The sequence below is a fragment of the Nocardioides sp. NBC_00163 genome (assembly GCF_045206295.1).
GTDB lineage: Bacteria > Actinomycetota > Actinomycetes > Propionibacteriales > Nocardioidaceae > Nocardioides.
The window spans coordinates 3366370-3381483 of the sequence record NZ_CP108155.1; the positions used below are offsets into that span (position 1 = coordinate 3366370).

The following is a 15114-nucleotide window of genomic DNA, read 5'->3' on the forward strand; positions in this document are numbered from 1 at the left end:
GCTGCGGAATTTCCCGAACCCTGGCCGTTGGTCCCGGGATTCCGGCTTGCAGGCGAGTGCATACTCGGTATATACATACTCAGTAAGTAACCAAGGGAGGTGATCGAGTGTCCGTGAAACACGCACTGCTGGCGCTGCTGGAGAAGCCGCGCTACGGCTACGAGCTGCGCGCCGAGTTCGAGCAGCGCACCGGCGCGAGCTGGCCGCTGAACGTCGGGCAGGTCTATACGACCCTGTCGCGACTCGAGCGTGACGGCCTCGTCGAGGCTGGAGGGACCGACGCGGAGGGACGGTCCCTCTACCAGCTCACCGAGGCCGGCAAGGTCGAGGTGAAGGGGTGGTTCGACACCCCGGTGGAGCGTACGCAGCCGCAGCGCGACGAGCTCGCGATCAAGCTCGCGGTGGCGGTCGCGGTGCCCAGCGTGGACGTCGGCAAGGTCGTCCAGCAGCAGCGCAACGCGACGATGCAGGCCCTTCAGGGGTACCGCCGCCAGTCGCGGTCCGGAGCCGGTGACGACCTCGCCGGTGGGCTGGTCCTCGATCGCCTGATCTTCGCGGCCGAGGCCGAGATCCGCTGGCTCGACCACTGCGAGTCCCGGCTCCGCCGGGCGGCCTCCACGAGCACCGCTCCGGAGCCCCGATGAATGCCGCCCTCGCCCACGATCTACGCCGCCTCAGCCACGACAGCGATCGCTGGCTCGCCGACGCCCGCGAGCGGCTCAGCCGCCGCGTCCACGCCAAGCCCGTCAACACCTCGACCAAGGAGTCCACCGATGAGTGAACCCGTCCTCCGGCTCACCGACGTGAGCCGCGTCCACGGCACCGGCGCCGCCGAGGTGCACGCCCTGCGCGGCGTCAGCCTCGCTGCGTACGCCGGTGAGCTGGTGGCCATCATGGGGCCGAGCGGCTCCGGGAAGTCGTCGCTGCTGACCATCGCCGGCGGTCTCGACTCGCCGAGCTCGGGCTCCGTCGAGGTCGACGGCCAGGATCTCGACGAGGCCGGGGTCAGCGGGCGCGCCAAGCTGCGGCGTACGTCGATCGGCTATGTCTTCCAGGACTTCAACCTGATCCCGGCGCTGACCGCCGCCGAGAACGTCGCGCTGCCGCTCGAGCTCGACGGCGCCGGCCGCCGCTCGGCGAGGGCCGCGGCGAGGACGGCGCTCGAGGAGGTCGGGCTCGACGGGTTCGCCGACCGGTTCCCCGACGAGATGTCCGGTGGGCAGCGGCAGCGGATCGCGATCGCCCGTGCGATCGTCGGCGAGCGCCGCCTGATCCTGGCCGACGAGCCGACCGGCGCCCTCGACACCGAGACCGGCGAGGACATCCTCAAGCTGATCCGGGCGCGCTGCGACGCGGGCGCGGCCGGTGTGCTCGTCACCCACGAGCCGCGCTACGCCAGCTGGGCCGACCGGGTGATCTACGTGCGCGACGGGCTCGTCGTCGACGAGGCCGGCGAGACGCCGAATCTGGCACTCGTGGACGAGGTCGAGGCATGAGCGGACGTCTGGCCGGCTGGCGACTCGCCCTGCGCATCGGGCAACGGGAGGCCCGGCGGGCGAAGTGGCGCAGCCTGCTGGTCATCTTGATGATCGCGCTGCCGGTGGCGGGCGTGACCGCGGTCGCGGTGACGTACCAGACCTATGACGTCGACACCGTGGAAGGCCTCGACCGCCGGCTCGGCACCGAGGCCGCAGCGAGCATCGACGTGCAGGGCTCCGCTGTCGTGCGGCAGGGCATCGACCCCCAGAACGCCTCCGAATGGCTCGACGAGTCCGACGCCGACCCGCTCGACGCGGCCGGGGTGAAGGCCGTCATCGGGGACCGCCCACTGCTCCAGGCGGAGGACCGGACCTTCGACGTACGCACCGACAAGGGGGTCACCTGGGCCAGCGGCCTGGAGACCGATCTGAACGACCCGCTCGCCGCCGGGCTGGCCCGGCTGACCGAGGGTCGTCTCCCACAGGGCCCGGATGAGGTCGTGGTCAACTCGAACCTCGCGTTCCGGGGGCCGGGCGTCGGTGAGGAGCTGCTGATCCCGAACGGCGAGATCGATGAGACGCGCAAGGTCGTCGGGATCGTCGAGTCGGCGAACGTACGCAACGACCCCTTCATCGCCGGAGTGGACCTTCCTGTGGACTACACCAGCGACCGCTCGACCTGGCTGGTCGGCGGCGGGCCGGTGACCTGGTCCGACATCGAGGACCTGAACGCCGCGGGTGCGTTCGTGCTCTCGCGCTCGGTCGTCATGGACCCGCCGGCGGCGGCGCGCGCAGCGGACAAGGAGATCCGTCCGCCCATGGGCGCCCCGGATCCGTCCGAGCTCGTGGTCCTCGTGCTCATCGTGGTCATGGTGATCCTCGAGGTGGTCCTGCTGGCCGGGCCGGCGTTCGCGGTCGCGGCCCGGCGCCAGGCGCGCGACCTGGCTCTGATCGCGGCCTCGGGAGGGACTGCCCGACAGTCCCGGCGCGTCCTGCTCGGGATGGCGATCGTGATCGGTGCGGTCGCGGCCGTCGTCGGTGCGGTCCTCGGGGTCGGGCTGGCGCGGCTGCTCCAGCCGCTGGCCCAGGATCAGGTCTCGGCCTGGTTCGGCCCGTTCGAGGTGCCGTGGCTGCAGGTCCTTGCGGTCGCCGTCTTCGGCTTCGCGGCCGCGATCTGCGCAGCAATCGTGCCGGCCTGGATCGCCTCGCGACAGAACGTCGTCGGCGTACTGTCCGGGCGGCGGTCCGAGACCCTGCCTTCGCGACGCTCGCCGATCATCGGCCTCGTGCTGGTAATCGCCGGAGTCGCATCGGCGGCGTTCGGCACCCGGAATGCGCTCAGCGGGATCCCGATCGCTCTCGGCGTACTGCTCTGTGTCGCCGGGGTGCTGTTCATCCTTCCCGCCCTCGTGTCCGCGGCCGCGCGGTTCAGCGCCCGGATGCCGCTGGTGATCCGGTTCGCGACCCGCGACGCCGATCGGCACCGCACCCGGACGGTGCCGGCTGCCGGTGCGATCGCGGTGACGGTGGTCGGTGTGGTCACGCTCGGGATCGCGTTCAGCAGCGACCAGGAGCAGAACCAGGAGAGCTACCTGCCCTCCTTCACGATCGGCGACGCCGTGGTGCATCCGCGACACAGCGCCACCGAGAGCGACGTCGACCCGGACGAGACGAGAGCGCGGTGGGAGAACATCGCCGCGCAGGTCGAGAAGGCCATCCCGGGCGCGACGGCCGCACTCACCACCGGCGCGACATCGGAGGCCGACGGACGGTACGTCGCCGTCGAGACCGGTGACGGTGAGGCGATCCCGCTCGACACCACCATCGGCGAGTTCGGCGACCTCGTCGTCGCCGGCACCGACGGGACGCTTCCGCCGGCGGTGGCGCGATCGCTCTCCGAGCGGGATGCCGCCACTGCGGCAGAGACCCTGCGGTCCTCGGGTGCGGTGGTGTTCACCACCGACGACGAGCTCCGGTCCTCGACGTCGGCGCGCCTGGTGATCAAGGAGTGGTCCGAGGAGGAGCAGACGGATCGCGACGCTGTCACCGTCGACGTACCGGCCACCTACCTCGACGTCGGTGACCGTGCCGCGCCCGCGTACGCGGTCGTGACGCCGGCGATGGTGAAGAAGCTCGGTGTCGAACCGCAGGTCCTGGGCCTCTACATCGAGAGCGCCCGGCTCAGTGCCGCCGCGGAGACCGACCTCGACGAGGCCCTGGCCGCGGGGCAGTTCCCTACGACGATCCTGATCGAGCGGGGCTATCAGGAGACGGACACCGCCGTGATCGTCTGGCTGCTCCTGGTCACCCTGGGGGCCGTGCTGATGATCGGCGGCGCGCTGACCGCGACCCATCTGGCGCTCAACGACGCTCGTCCCGACCTGGCGACCCTGTCGGCGGTCGGAGCCAGGACGCGTACGCGACGCGGGGTCGCTGCCTCGTACGCCCTGGTCGTGACGCTCCTCGGGGCGGTCCCGGGCGCTCTCATCGGGTTCGTTCCCGGGATCGCGATCAGCTATCCGATCACCACCGAAGGCTGGCCCGAGCGCGACAGCGTCGCCGCGCACTACCTCGAGATCCCGTGGGACCTCGTCGGCATCGTGGTCGTCGGGCTGCCCCTGCTGATCGCGCTCATCGTCGCGGTCACCACCCGGGGTCGCCTGCCCATGGTGGCCCGGGTCGAATAGCCCGCCGAGGCGTCAGGTACGTCGGCCGAGGCGTCACTCCCGCGGATCGAGTTGGCATGTTGGTGCCGACTCGATCCGCGTACGTGACTTCTCGGCCGACGGGGGTGACTTCTCGGCGTCAGGCCTTGCAGAGGCAGAAGGGGTGGCCGGCGGGGTCGAGGAAGACGCGGAAGGACTCGCCGGGCTGGACCTCGTGCTTGGTGGCGCCGAGGGCGAGGGTCGCGGCCTCGGCCTCGTCGAGGTCATCGACGGTGACGTCGAGATGCGTCTGCTGAGGTACGTCCTGGCCGGGCCACTTCGGAGCCTGGTAGTTGTCGACGCGCTGGAAGTCCAGCGATCCGCCTTCGCCCCAGGCGCTGGCCCAGCCGCCGTCGTCGTCGACCTTGGACTCCCATCCGAGGAGCTGTGCGTAGAAGGCGGCCAGGGCTGCCGTGTCGGGACAGTCGATGACCCACTGAGGATTGCGTGCGATAGCCATGGGACCGACGTTACGAGCGGTTCCGGACGTTCTGCTTCCGCCTGCGGCATCGCCGTCTCAGAAATATACAGTCAGGGTTGACTGTTTGTTTCTGGCGCGGCAGAGTCCCGTCTGTGAGCCAGGCCACCCGCGTACCTCAGGAGCAGCGCACCCGCGCGATGCGGACCCGCCTCCTCGACGCCACCGTCGAGCTGCTGGCCGAGCGCGGCTTCGCCGGCACCTCGACCACGCTCGTCTCCCAGCGCGCCGGGGTCTCCCGCGGGGCGCAGCTGCACCACTTCCCGGCCAAGAACGACTTGGTCGTGGCGGCGGTCGAGCACATCACCGAAGCCCGTGGCGAGGCGCTGAAGGAGGCTGCCGGGGCACTGCCGGAGGGCGGGCAGCGTACGCGGCACGTGCTCGCCATGCTCGCCGAGCAGGTCACCTCGCCGGTCTTCGCCGCGGCCCTGGAGCTGTGGGTCGCGGCCCGCACCGACGAGCAGCTGGCCGCGGCGGTGGGTCCGCTCGAGCAGCGCATCGGCCGCGAGCTCCACCGGGCCACGGTCGAGCTGCTCGACGTGGACGAGTCGAAGCCTGGGGTGCGCGAGCTCGTGCAGGCCACGCTCGATCTCGTCCGCGGCCTGGCTCTGGCTGACACGATTACCGACGACGCCGCCCGACGCGAGCGGATCCTCGATCACTGGGCCGAGGTCCTGGAAAGAGAGCTGCGATGAGCCTGCTGGATGAACTTCTCGAGGACCTCTCCATGGAGGGGTTCGAGCTACGCCAGGTGGTGGCGGGCCTGAGCGAGGCGGGCTGGCGCGAGCCGACCCCGGCCGCGGGCTGGGACGTGGCCGCCCAGATCGCCCACCTGGCCTGGACCGACGAAGCCGCGATCGCCGCGACCGAGTGGGTGGCGGGTGACGCGACCGCGTGGGACGAGCTGGTCACCGAGGGGATCAAGAACCCCGAGGGCTACGTCGACGAGGCTGCGCTGGCGCTGGCCACGATGCCGGCGACCGACCTGCTGGAGCACTGGGACGGCGTACGCGGCGAGCTCGCCGGAGCGCTCGCGAGCGTCCCGAACGGGCAGAAGCTGCCCTGGTTCGGGCCGCCGATGTCGCCGGCCTCGATGGCGACCGCGCGGTTCATGGAGACCTGGGCTCACGGGCTGGACGTGCGTGAGGCGCTGGGCCTCACCTACGAGCCCAGCGACCGCATCAAGCACGTCTGTCACCTCGGCACCCGCACCCGCGACTTCTCCTACGGCGTCCACGGTCTGACTCCGCCGAGCTCTCCGTTCCGGATCGAGCTGACCGCGCCGTCCGGTGAGGTCTGGGAGTGGGGGCCCGAGGACGCGACGCAGAGCGTCCGAGGTCCGGCGTACGACTTCGCGCGTCTCGTCACCCAGCGCATCCACCGCGACGACACCGCGTTGGAGGCCACCGGGGACGACGCCGAGAAGTGGCTGAGCATCGCCCAGGCGTTCGCCGGCCCCGCCGGCTCCGGACGGGCCCCGGAAGGGGACGCGTGATGATCACGATCGGCAACTGTTCCGGGTTCTACGGTGACCGGTTCTCGGCGATGCGCGACATGCTCGAGGGCGGTCGGCTCGACGTGCTCACCGGCGACTACCTCGCCGAGCTCACCATGCTCATCCTCGGCAAGGACACCCTCAAGGACCCGTCGACCGGCTACGCCAAGACCTTCCTGCGCCAGGTCGCCGACAGCATCGACCTCGCGCTGCAGCGAGACGTCAAGATCGTCTCCAACGCCGGCGGTCTCAACCCCGCGGGGCTGGCGAAGGCGATCGAGGCGCTCGGCACCCGGGCGAAGGTCGCCTACGTCGACGGCGACGACCTCCGCGGTCGCCTCGACTCCCACCCCGACGCCCTGACCGCCAACGCCTATCTCGGTGCCTTCGGGATCGCGCACGCGCTCGACGCCGGCGCCGACATCGTCGTCACCGGCCGGGTGACCGACGCGTCGGTCGTCGTCGGGCCGGCCATCGCCCACCACGGCTGGAAGCGCGACTCCTACGACGAGCTCGCCGGCGCCGTGGTCGCCGGGCACGTGATCGAGTGCGGCACCCAGGCCACCGGCGGCAACTTCTCCGGGTTCCTGACCATGTCGCCGCAGGCTCGGGCGCGTCCGCTGGGCTTCCCGGTCGCCGAGATCGCCGTCGACGGCTCCTCGATCATCACCAAGCAGGACGAGACCGGCGGCACGGTCACGGTCGACACGGTCACCGCGCAGCTGCTCTACGAGATCCAGGGTCCGCTCTACCTCGGTCCCGACGTCACCACCGACCTGACCTCGATCCGCCTGCAGGAGGTCGGGATCGACCGGGTCGCGATCACGGGCGTGACCGGCACCCCGCCACCGGCGACCCTCAAGGTCGCGGTCAACTCGCTCGGCGGCTACCGCAACTCTGCCGAGTTCGTGCTCACCGGTCCCGACATCGACGCCAAGGCGACCTGGCTGCGTGACCAGCTCGACGCCGAGCTCCCGATCGGACCGGACTACACCTGGTCGACCTACCGCATCCCCGCGCCCGATTCGCCGACCGAGGAGGGAGCTGCCTGCATCCTGCGGCTCTCTGCGCGGGCGGCGGACGCCGACGCGGTCGGCCGTGCGATGACGGCTCCGGCCATCGAGCTGGCGCTGGCCTCCTACCCGGGCTTCCACGTCACCGCGCCCCCGGGACGGCCGTCTCCGTTCGGGATCTACAAGGCTGCGTACGTCCGGCGCGACCGCGCCCCGGAGACCGTCCACCTCCCAGACGGCTCGACCTACGAGGTCCCTGCTCCCTTGGCGTACGCCGAGGCGTCACGTGCGTCGGCCGAGACGTCACGTGCGTCGGACAAGATGACCTCTCGACCGACCGAGGCGACGCCTCGGCGGGAGTTGGGGGAGCTGGTCTATGCGCGATCCGGCGACAAGGGCGGCGACGCCAACCTCGGGCTCTGGGTACCGCAGGGGAAGTCGGACGTGGCCGTCGAGTGGCTGCTGGACACCGTCACCCCGGAGTGGGTACGGGAGCTGCTGCCCGAGGCCGAGGATCTCGCCATCGACATCACGCCACTGCCTCACCTGCGCGGGGTGAACATCGTCATCCACGACCTGCTCGGCGAGGGCGTGGCCGCCTCGACGCGGTTCGACCCGCAGGCGAAGGGCCTGGGCGAATGGGCGCGAAGCCGATTTGTAGACATTCCGGAGGGGCTTCTGTGAGCGAGGATCTGTTCCAGCTGGGCGCCGAGTTCGCTCGCCGTGAGGTCTTCCCTGACCTGCAGGAATGGGAAGACAACCAGGAGATCCCGCGGGAGGTCCACAAGGCCGCCGCCAAGCAGGGTCTGCTCGGGATCGGGTTCCCGGAGGAGGCCGGCGGCGAGGGCGGCGGACTGGCCGACACGGTCGCGGTGACCGAGGGGATGATGTCCGAGGGCGCCTCCTCCGGCCTGCTCGCCGGCCTGTTCACCCACGGGATCGCGCTGCCGCACATCGCCAAGCACGGCTCGCCCCACCTCATCGACACCTACGTGAAGCCCACGCTGGCCGGTGAGAAGATCGGCAGCCTCGCCATCACCGAGCCCGACGGCGGCTCCGACGTCTCCCACCTGCGCACCACGGCGGTCCGCGACGGCGACGAGTTCGTGGTCAACGGCGCCAAGACGTTCATCACCAGCGGCGTACGCGCCGACTTCGTCACCACCGCGGTCCGCACCGGCGGCCCGGGCGCCGGCGGCATCAGCCTGCTGGTGATCGACAAGGAGGTCTCGACAGGCTCGACCACCGGTGGATTCACGGTCACGCGCAAGCTCGCCAAGATGGGCTGGCACTGCTCCGACACCGCGGAGCTCGCCTTCGAGGACGTACGCGTCCCTGCCGCCAACCTCGTCGGCGACGAGAACGCCGGGTTCATCTACATCGCCGAGGCGTTCGTGACCGAGCGGATCGCGCTGGCCGTGCAGGGCTACGGCACCGCCGCCCGCTGCCTGGCGCTCACCGCCGACTTCTGCCGCCAGCGGGAGACCTTCGGTGAGCCCCTGATCAAGCGTCAGGTCGTACGCCACAAGCTGGTCGAGATGCACCGGCAGGTCGAGGTGGCCAAGGCCTACACCCACGCCGTGGTCGCGCGCTACGACCGCGAGGGGTCGACCCAGGCCACGATCGCCGAGGCGGCGCTGGCCAAGCAGACAGCGGTCGAGGCCTGCACCTGGGTCGTCGACCAGGCCGTCCAGCTCCATGGCGGGACGGGATACATGCACGGGACCGAGGTCGAGCGGCACTACCGCGACGCCCGGATCCTGCCGATCGGAGGAGGAGCCACCGAAGTGATGACGGATCTGGCGGCCAAGTTGCTGGGACTGGACCGATGAGGCAGGCCCGATGAGCGACAACAGAGAAGCCCTCCTCGAGAAGATCGAGGCGCTCGACGCCGAGCACGCCAAGGCGGCGGCCGGAGGCGGCGAGAAGTACGTCGCCCGCCACAAGGCCCGCGGCAAGCTCCTCGCCCGCGAGCGGATCGAGCTGCTCCTGGACGAGGGCAGCCCGTTCCTGGAGACCCAGCCGCTGATCGGCTGGGGCAGCGACTTCCCGGTCGGTGGCTCGATCATCACCGGCATCGGCGTGGTCGAGGGCGTCGAGTGCATGATCGTCGCCAACGACCCGACGGTGAAGGGTGGCGCGCTCAACCCCTACTCCCTCAAGCGCTCGTTCCGGGCCGCGGAGATCGCGGAGAAGAACGGTCTCCCGACGATCAACCTGACCGAGTCCGGCGGCGCCGACCTGCCGACCCAGAAGGACATCTTCATCCCCGGCGGCAAGGGGTTCCGCGACCTGACAAGAGCCTCCGCCCGCAAGCAGCCGACCATCTCGGTGGTCTTCGGCAACTCGACGGCCGGTGGTGCGTACGTCCCCGGCATGAGCGACTACGTGATCATGGTCAAGGAAGGCGCGAAGGTCTTCCTGGCTGGCCCGCCGCTGGTGAAGATGGCCACCGGCGAGGACACCGACGACGAGTCGCTGGGCGGCGCCGAGATGCACTCGCGCATCTCCGGCTCCTCCGACTTCCTCGCCGTCGACGAGCACGACGCCATCCGGCAGGCGCGACGCGTCGTGGCCAGGCTCAACTGGCGCAAGCACGGTCCCGAGCCGAAGGCGAGCTACGAGCCCGAGCTCGACCCCGACGGCCTGCTCGACCTGATCCCGACCGACCTCAAGGAGCCCTTCGACCCGCGCGAGGCGATCCTGCGGATCGTCGACGGGGTCTCGACAGGCTCGACCACCGAAGAGAACAACGAGGTGGCCTTTGATGAATTCAAGCCGCTCTACGGGCCGTCGCTCTGCGTCGGCTGGGCGCGGCTCCACGGCTACGAGATCGGCATCCTCGCCAACGCCCGCGGCGTACTGATGAGCGAGGAGGCCCAGAAGGCGGCGCAGTTCATCCAGCTCGCCAACCAGAAGGACACCCCGCTGCTGTTCCTGCACAACACCACCGGCTACATGGTCGGCACGGAGTACGAGCAGGGCGGCATCATCAAGCACGGCGCGCTGATGATCAACGCGGTCTCCAACTCCACCGTCCCGCACCTGACCGTGATCATGGGCGCGAGCTACGGCGCCGGCAACTACGGCATGAACGGGCGTGCGTACGACCCCCGCTTCCTGTTCACCTGGCCCTCGGCCAAGTCCGCGGTCATGGGGCCGGCCCAGCTCGCCGGCGTGATGGAGATCGTCGCCCGCGAGTCCGCGGAGAAGAAGGGCGAGGTCTTCGACGCCGACGGGTTCAAGGGCGTCAAGGAGATGGTCGAGGGGATGGTCGAGGAGCAGTCGCTGCCGATGTTCCTCTCCGGGCTCGGCTACGACGACGGCGTCATCGACCCGCGTGACACCCGCACCGTCCTCGGCCTCTGCCTCTCCGCCATCGCCACCCGACCGATCGAAGGCGCCATGAACTTCGGCGTCTTCAGGATGTGAGTGCCATGACCATCAGTCGAATCCTGGTCGCCAACCGCGCCGAGATCGCCTCGCGCGTCTTCCGCACCGCCCGCAAGCTCGGGATCGAGACCGTCGCGGTGCACTCCGACGCCGACGCGGACCTGCCGTTCGTGGCGGAGGCGGACCATGCCGTACGCCTCCCCGGCAACGCCCCCGCCGAGACCTATCTCCGCGCCGACCTCGTCATCGAGGCGGCGAAGGTGGCCGGTGCCGACGCGATCCACCCGGGCTACGGGTTCCTGTCGGAGAACGCCGACTTCGCCCGCGCTGTCGAGGCGGCCGGGCTGGTCTGGATCGGGCCCGCGCCCGAGTCGATCGAGCAGATGGGCTCCAAGATCGCGGCCAAGAAGATCATGGCCGCCGCCGGGGTCCCGGTCCTGGAGGCGCCGGCTTCGCCGGTCGAGTCCGACCTGCCGCTGCTGGTCAAGGCCTCCGCCGGCGGGGGCGGGCGCGGGATGCGGATCGTCCGCTCCCTCGACGCTCTCGGCGCCGAGATCGCCAAGGCCGAGGCCGAGGCCGCGTCCGCCTTCGGGGACGGGACCGTCTTCGTCGAGCCGTACGTCGAGGCCGGCCGCCACGTCGAGGTCCAGGTCGTCGGCGACGGCGCCGGAAACGTCGCGGTCTTCGGTGAGCGTGACTGCTCGGTGCAGCGCCGCCACCAGAAGGTCGTCGAGGAGTCCCCGGCCCCGCTGCTGCCCGATGCGGTCCGGTCGGCGCTCCACGAGGCCGCCCGGAACGCTGCCGCGGCGATCGACTACCGCGGGGCGGGGACCGTCGAGTTCCTCTATGACGCCGCCTCGGAGCGGTTCTGGTTCCTGGAGATGAACACGCGGCTTCAGGTGGAGCACCCGGTGACCGAGCTGGTTCATGGGGTGGATCTGGTGGAGCTGCAGATCGCGGTGGCTGAAGGTGTTGGTTTCGACACGCCTTCGCCTAGCGGCTCCGGCGGCTCAACCAGCGGGCATGCGGTGGAGGTGCGGCTGTATGCCGAGGATCCTTCCGCGGACTATCAGCCGCAGTCGGGGACGTTGACGACGCTCGAGTTTCCGGGCGATGCCCGGATCGACGCCGGCTTCACGTCCGGCTCGGAGGTCAGCACCTTCTACGACGCGATGCTGGCGAAGGTGATCGTGCACGCCCCCACGCGCGACGCGGCGATCCGGCGGCTCGTCGGGGTGCTGCGTACGGCCAAGATCCATGGCCTGGTGACCAACCGGGAGCAGCTGATCGGGATTCTCGGTTCCGATGCGTTCCGCAGCGGCGAGGTCACCACCGCTCTGCTCGCGAAAGAGAATTTTCTTTCACCGGTCGACGACCCTGGTGCCGCTGTCGCGGCGGCGGTCGCGCTGGCCGAAGGGACCCGTCGCCCGGGGCTCCCGGTCGCCTGGCGCAACGTCACCAACCAGCCCCAGCGGACGGTCTTCGAGGATGACTCCGAGGGTGGTCTCGTCGTGGAGTGGTACGGCACCCGCGACGGCTACCGCATCGACGGCTTCGAGGTCGTCGATGCAGGTCAGAGCCGAGTTGTGCTGGAGCGTGACGGGCTGCGGACGACGTACGAGATCGCCGTCACCGGCGACCGGATCGACGTCGACTCCTCGTTCGGCCACACCGCGCTGCGGAAGCGTCCGAGGTTCACCGATCCCGCGACCCAGACCCAGCCCGGAAGCCTGCTGGCGCCGATGCCGGGATCGGTCATCAGCGTGCTCGCCGAAGCCGGCAGCAACGTCACCGAGGGCCAGCCGCTGCTGGTCCTGGAGGCGATGAAGATGCAGCACACGGTGACCGCGCCCACCGACGGCGTACTCGCTCAGATCAACGTCAAACCAGGAACCCAGGTCGCCGCCGGCGAGGTGCTGGCCGTCGTAGAGGAGACAGCATGACCACCACCACCGCAACTGTGCCCAACCCATTCGGCGAGCCCGAGGAGCGGATCGCGCTGCGGGAGGCGGTGGCGAAGCTGGCCGGCAAGTACGGCCACGACTTCGTCGCCAAGCAGGCCCGCGAGGGCGGCAAGATGACCGAGATGTGGCTCGAGATGGGCCGCAATGGGTTCCTCGGCGTCAACATCGCCGAGGAGTACGGCGGTGGTGGCGGTGGCATGAGCGACCTGGCCGCCGTGCTCGAGGAGGCCGCGACCGCCGGCGCTCCGCTGCTGATGATGGTCGTCAGCCCGGCGATCTGCGGCAGCATCATCGGCCGCTGCGGCACCGACGAGCAGAAGAAGCGCTGGCTGCCCGCGATCGCCGACGGCTCGCACCTGATGGCCTTCGGGATCACCGAGGCCGACGCCGGCTCCAACTCCCACAAGATCACCACCACGGCCAAGCGTGACGGCGACAGCTGGGTGCTCAACGGCCAGAAGACCTTCATCTCCGGTGTCGACGAGGCCGACTCGGTCCTCATCGTCGCCCGCACTGAAGATGCCAAGACGGGCAAGCTCAAGCCCGCGCTCTTCGTGGTCCCGACCGACTCCGAGGGGTTCACCAAGCAGGTCATCCCGATGGCCTGGGAGGCGCCGGAGAAGCAGTTCACCCTCTTCATCGACGACGTACGTCTCCCCGCCGACGCGCTCGTCGGCGACGAGGACGGTGGGATCTGGCAGCTCTTCGCCGGCCTCAACCCCGAGCGGATCATGGGCGCCGCCCTCTCCTGCGGGATGGCGCGCTACGCGCTCGCAAAGGCGGTCGAGTACGCCGGCTCCCGGTCGGTCTGGAAGGACGCCCCGATCGGCTCCCACCAGGGCATCGCGCACCCGCTCGCGAAGGTCAAGATCGAGCTGGAGCAGGCTCGCCTGCTGTGGCAGAAGGCCGCCGCGCTCTACGACGCCGGCGACGACGCCGGTGCCGGGGAGTACGCCAACATGGCCAAGTACGCCGCCGGCGAGGTCGCCTGCAACGCCACCGATGCCGCGGTCCACACCCACGGCGGCAACGGCCTGACGGTCGAGTACGGCCTGGCCAACCAGCTCGTCGCCGCCCGTCTGGGCCGGATCGCCCCGGTCAGCCGGGAGATGATCCTCAACTACATCGCCATGCACACCCTGGGACTCCCGAAGTCCTACTGATCACGGCGAAATGAGTACAGGGCCGGTCGCGTGAGCGACCGGCCCTGTTGCGTACGTCTGTCTCTACTTCTTCGGCTCGATGATCACGATCGTGCTGAGGATCTTGTCGGCGAAGGTCTGACGCTTGTCGTCCCACAGCGGCCACAGGTAGCCGATGTAGCAGGCGAGCTGGTCGAGGTAGTGGACGAAGAAACGCCCGATCGAGAACCAGGTGCCGAGGACCTGACCGTCGGCCTCCTTGACGACCTTGATGCCGAGGACGCCCTTGCCGATCGAGTAGCCCGTCTTGCCCTGCTTCAGGCCGTAGTTCCAGAACAAGAAGGCGAGAGACACGAGGAAGCCGATGAACATGAGGAGCCCGCCGATGGCCATGAGCGCCCCGTTGGGCTCGCCGGCGTCCGTGTACATGCCGGTGTTCGGGTCATACTCCGCGACACCACCCGCGGCGGCCCCGCCGATGAGCAGGCCATAGCCGATCCAGAACGGGATCATGGCCACCGCGCCGACGAGTCCGTCGATGATGAAGGCGCCCGCGCGTGCGCCCCAGGAGGCGTACGGCGGGGTCGGGGCGCCGTAGCCGTAACCGGCCGGGGCGGCGCCGTAGCCGGGAGCGGCAGGAGCGCCGTAGCCCGGCGCGGGCGGAGGCGGCGGAGCGCTGGGCTGACCGTAGGCCGGTGCTGGCGGCGGAGTCGGCGGCAGGGGCTGGCCGGAGGGGTCCTGCGGGGCGCCAGGGGGCGGGCCGTAGTTAGACATGCGCCGAGTATGGCCACATCTCAACGTAAATGTCAGCGCACACGCCTGAGCCCGTCACGTCTGAGCCCGAGGCTCCACCAGGACCAGCGTCGCGACGATCTTGTCGGCGAAGGTCTGCCTCTTGTCGTCCCACAGTGGCCACAGGTAGCCGATGAAGCAGAACGCGTCGAGGACGTGGAGCAGTTGCCGTCCCAGCGCCATCGGGACGCCGGTCGTCGCCTGTGACTCTTTGCGGACCAGCTTGATCCCGACGACGCCCTTGCCGATGGTGTAGCCGGTGCGGCCCTGCTTGAGGACGTGGTTCCAGACGGCGAAGCCGATGAACCCCAGCCAGCCGACCAGGGTGACCAGGAGGCCGAAGATGGTGACGAAGAAGCCGGACTCCTGCGACAACCCGCCGCCCACGCCGGCGACCAGATAGAACGGCACCAGCAGTGCCGCGTCGATCAGCGCACCCCCGGCTCGGCGACCCCAGGTCGCCAGCGGCGGGCCGGTGGGGACGTACGACTGCTGTGCCCACGGCGGGGCCTGGGGCTGCTCGCCCGGTCCACGAGCGGGGTCCTGCGGTGCGCCTGGCGGCGGCCCGGGTGGCGGGCCGAAGTTCGACATCTGGTGGGTCATCTCCTCGAGTGTGCTGGCCTGCTGACCTGGCCGACGTTCAATCTATCGGGT

Annotated in this window: 14 protein-coding genes; 11 read left to right on the forward strand and 3 right to left on the reverse strand. The window is 70.0% G+C overall.

All coding sequences use genetic code 11. The annotated features are described in order from the left end of the window. The first annotated feature begins 113 nt into the window (after window positions 1–113). The 4 genes from OG801_RS16150 to OG801_RS16165 are packed head-to-tail and all read left to right on the forward strand — an operon-like array spanning window position 114 to window position 4165. Entirely contained in the window at window positions 114–644 is a 531-nt protein-coding gene (locus OG801_RS16150; RefSeq protein WP_406029746.1) for a PadR family transcriptional regulator, read from the forward strand. Then, window positions 641–781 carry a hypothetical protein gene (locus OG801_RS16155; RefSeq protein ID WP_355229122.1) on the forward strand — a complete coding sequence of 47 codons (141 nt, stop codon included), beginning with the start codon at window positions 641–643 and terminating at the stop codon, window positions 779–781. The genes OG801_RS16150 and OG801_RS16155 overlap by 4 nt, the downstream gene beginning before the upstream one ends. Next, window positions 774–1496, forward strand: a complete 723-nt coding sequence (locus OG801_RS16160) for an ABC transporter ATP-binding protein (protein ID WP_406029748.1) — start codon at window positions 774–776, stop codon at window positions 1494–1496. Before OG801_RS16155 ends, OG801_RS16160 begins: the two co-directional genes overlap by 8 nt. After that, on the forward strand, window positions 1493–4165 hold the full coding sequence (locus OG801_RS16165) for an FtsX-like permease family protein (RefSeq protein ID WP_406029750.1): 2673 nt from the start codon (window positions 1493–1495) through the stop codon (window positions 4163–4165). The genes OG801_RS16160 and OG801_RS16165 overlap by 4 nt, the downstream gene beginning before the upstream one ends. Before the next feature lie 118 nt (window positions 4166–4283). Here OG801_RS16165 and OG801_RS16170 read toward each other — a convergent pair whose 3' ends face one another. After that, the gene (locus OG801_RS16170; RefSeq protein ID WP_406029752.1) at window positions 4284–4643 is read right to left on the reverse strand and encodes a VOC family protein; all 360 of its coding nucleotides are present in this window, start codon (window positions 4641–4643) and stop codon (window positions 4284–4286) included. Window positions 4644–4756: 113 nt separating this feature from the next. Here OG801_RS16170 and OG801_RS16175 point away from each other — a divergent pair, with 113 nt between their 5' ends. The 7 genes from OG801_RS16175 to OG801_RS16205 are packed head-to-tail and all read left to right on the forward strand — an operon-like array spanning window position 4757 to window position 13689. After that, window positions 4757–5356 (forward strand): TetR/AcrR family transcriptional regulator, encoded by a 600-nt coding sequence (locus OG801_RS16175; RefSeq protein WP_218131252.1) that lies wholly within the window; start codon window positions 4757–4759, stop codon window positions 5354–5356. Continuing rightward, window positions 5353–6156, forward strand: coding sequence for a TIGR03084 family metal-binding protein (locus OG801_RS16180; RefSeq protein WP_406029754.1), 804 nt, complete (start codon window positions 5353–5355; stop codon window positions 6154–6156). The genes OG801_RS16175 and OG801_RS16180 overlap by 4 nt, the downstream gene beginning before the upstream one ends. After that, on the forward strand, window positions 6156–7853 hold the full coding sequence (locus tag OG801_RS16185; RefSeq protein WP_406029756.1) for an acyclic terpene utilization AtuA family protein: 1698 nt from the start codon (window positions 6156–6158) through the stop codon (window positions 7851–7853). Before OG801_RS16180 ends, OG801_RS16185 begins: the two co-directional genes overlap by 1 nt. Next, window positions 7850–9001, forward strand: a complete 1152-nt coding sequence (locus tag OG801_RS16190; RefSeq protein WP_406029758.1) for an acyl-CoA dehydrogenase family protein — start codon at window positions 7850–7852, stop codon at window positions 8999–9001. Before OG801_RS16185 ends, OG801_RS16190 begins: the two co-directional genes overlap by 4 nt. Before the next feature lie 10 nt (window positions 9002–9011). Beyond that, the gene (locus OG801_RS16195; protein WP_406029760.1) at window positions 9012–10601 is read left to right on the forward strand and encodes an acyl-CoA carboxylase subunit beta; all 1590 of its coding nucleotides are present in this window, start codon (window positions 9012–9014) and stop codon (window positions 10599–10601) included. Between the two features lie 5 nt (window positions 10602–10606). Beyond that, the gene (locus tag OG801_RS16200; protein WP_406029762.1) at window positions 10607–12505 is read left to right on the forward strand and encodes a biotin carboxylase N-terminal domain-containing protein; all 1899 of its coding nucleotides are present in this window, start codon (window positions 10607–10609) and stop codon (window positions 12503–12505) included. Further along, a complete protein-coding gene (locus OG801_RS16205) occupies window positions 12502–13689 on the forward strand; it encodes an acyl-CoA dehydrogenase family protein (protein WP_406029764.1) in 1188 nt (395 codons plus the stop codon). Before OG801_RS16200 ends, OG801_RS16205 begins: the two co-directional genes overlap by 4 nt. A 63-nt stretch (window positions 13690–13752) precedes the next feature. Here the strand turns inward: OG801_RS16205 and OG801_RS16210 are convergent, their stop codons facing one another. Beyond that, window positions 13753–14442, reverse strand: a complete 690-nt coding sequence (locus OG801_RS16210) for an RDD family protein (RefSeq protein WP_406029766.1) — start codon at window positions 14440–14442, stop codon at window positions 13753–13755. A gap of 54 nt (window positions 14443–14496) precedes the next feature. Continuing rightward, window positions 14497–15063 (reverse strand): RDD family protein, encoded by a 567-nt coding sequence (locus OG801_RS16215; protein WP_378678649.1) that lies wholly within the window; start codon window positions 15061–15063, stop codon window positions 14497–14499. Between the last annotated feature and the right edge of the window lie 51 nt (window positions 15064–15114).

Bases quoted from the DNA above. Each gene is read 5' to 3' on its own strand.
- OG801_RS16155 (WP_355229122.1), top strand. From the start codon at position 641: ATGAATGCCGCCCTCGCCCACGATCTACGCCGCCTCAGCCACGACAGC.
- OG801_RS16160 (WP_406029748.1), top strand. From the start codon at position 774: ATGAGTGAACCCGTCCTCCGGCTCACCGACGTGAGCCGCGTCCACGGC.
- OG801_RS16165 (WP_406029750.1), top strand. From the start codon at position 1,493: ATGAGCGGACGTCTGGCCGGCTGGCGACTCGCCCTGCGCATCGGGCAA.
- OG801_RS16170 (WP_406029752.1), bottom strand. From the start codon at position 4,643: ATGGCTATCGCACGCAATCCTCAGTGGGTCATCGACTGTCCCGACACG.
- OG801_RS16180 (WP_406029754.1), top strand. From the start codon at position 5,353: ATGAGCCTGCTGGATGAACTTCTCGAGGACCTCTCCATGGAGGGGTTC.
- OG801_RS16185 (WP_406029756.1), top strand. From the start codon at position 6,156: ATGATCACGATCGGCAACTGTTCCGGGTTCTACGGTGACCGGTTCTCG.
- OG801_RS16195 (WP_406029760.1), top strand. From the start codon at position 9,012: ATGAGCGACAACAGAGAAGCCCTCCTCGAGAAGATCGAGGCGCTCGAC.
- OG801_RS16200 (WP_406029762.1), top strand. From the start codon at position 10,607: ATGACCATCAGTCGAATCCTGGTCGCCAACCGCGCCGAGATCGCCTCG.
- OG801_RS16205 (WP_406029764.1), top strand. From the start codon at position 12,502: ATGACCACCACCACCGCAACTGTGCCCAACCCATTCGGCGAGCCCGAG.
- OG801_RS16210 (WP_406029766.1), bottom strand. From the start codon at position 14,442: ATGTCTAACTACGGCCCGCCCCCTGGCGCCCCGCAGGACCCCTCCGGC.
- OG801_RS16215 (WP_378678649.1), bottom strand. From the start codon at position 15,063: ATGACCCACCAGATGTCGAACTTCGGCCCGCCACCCGGGCCGCCGCCA.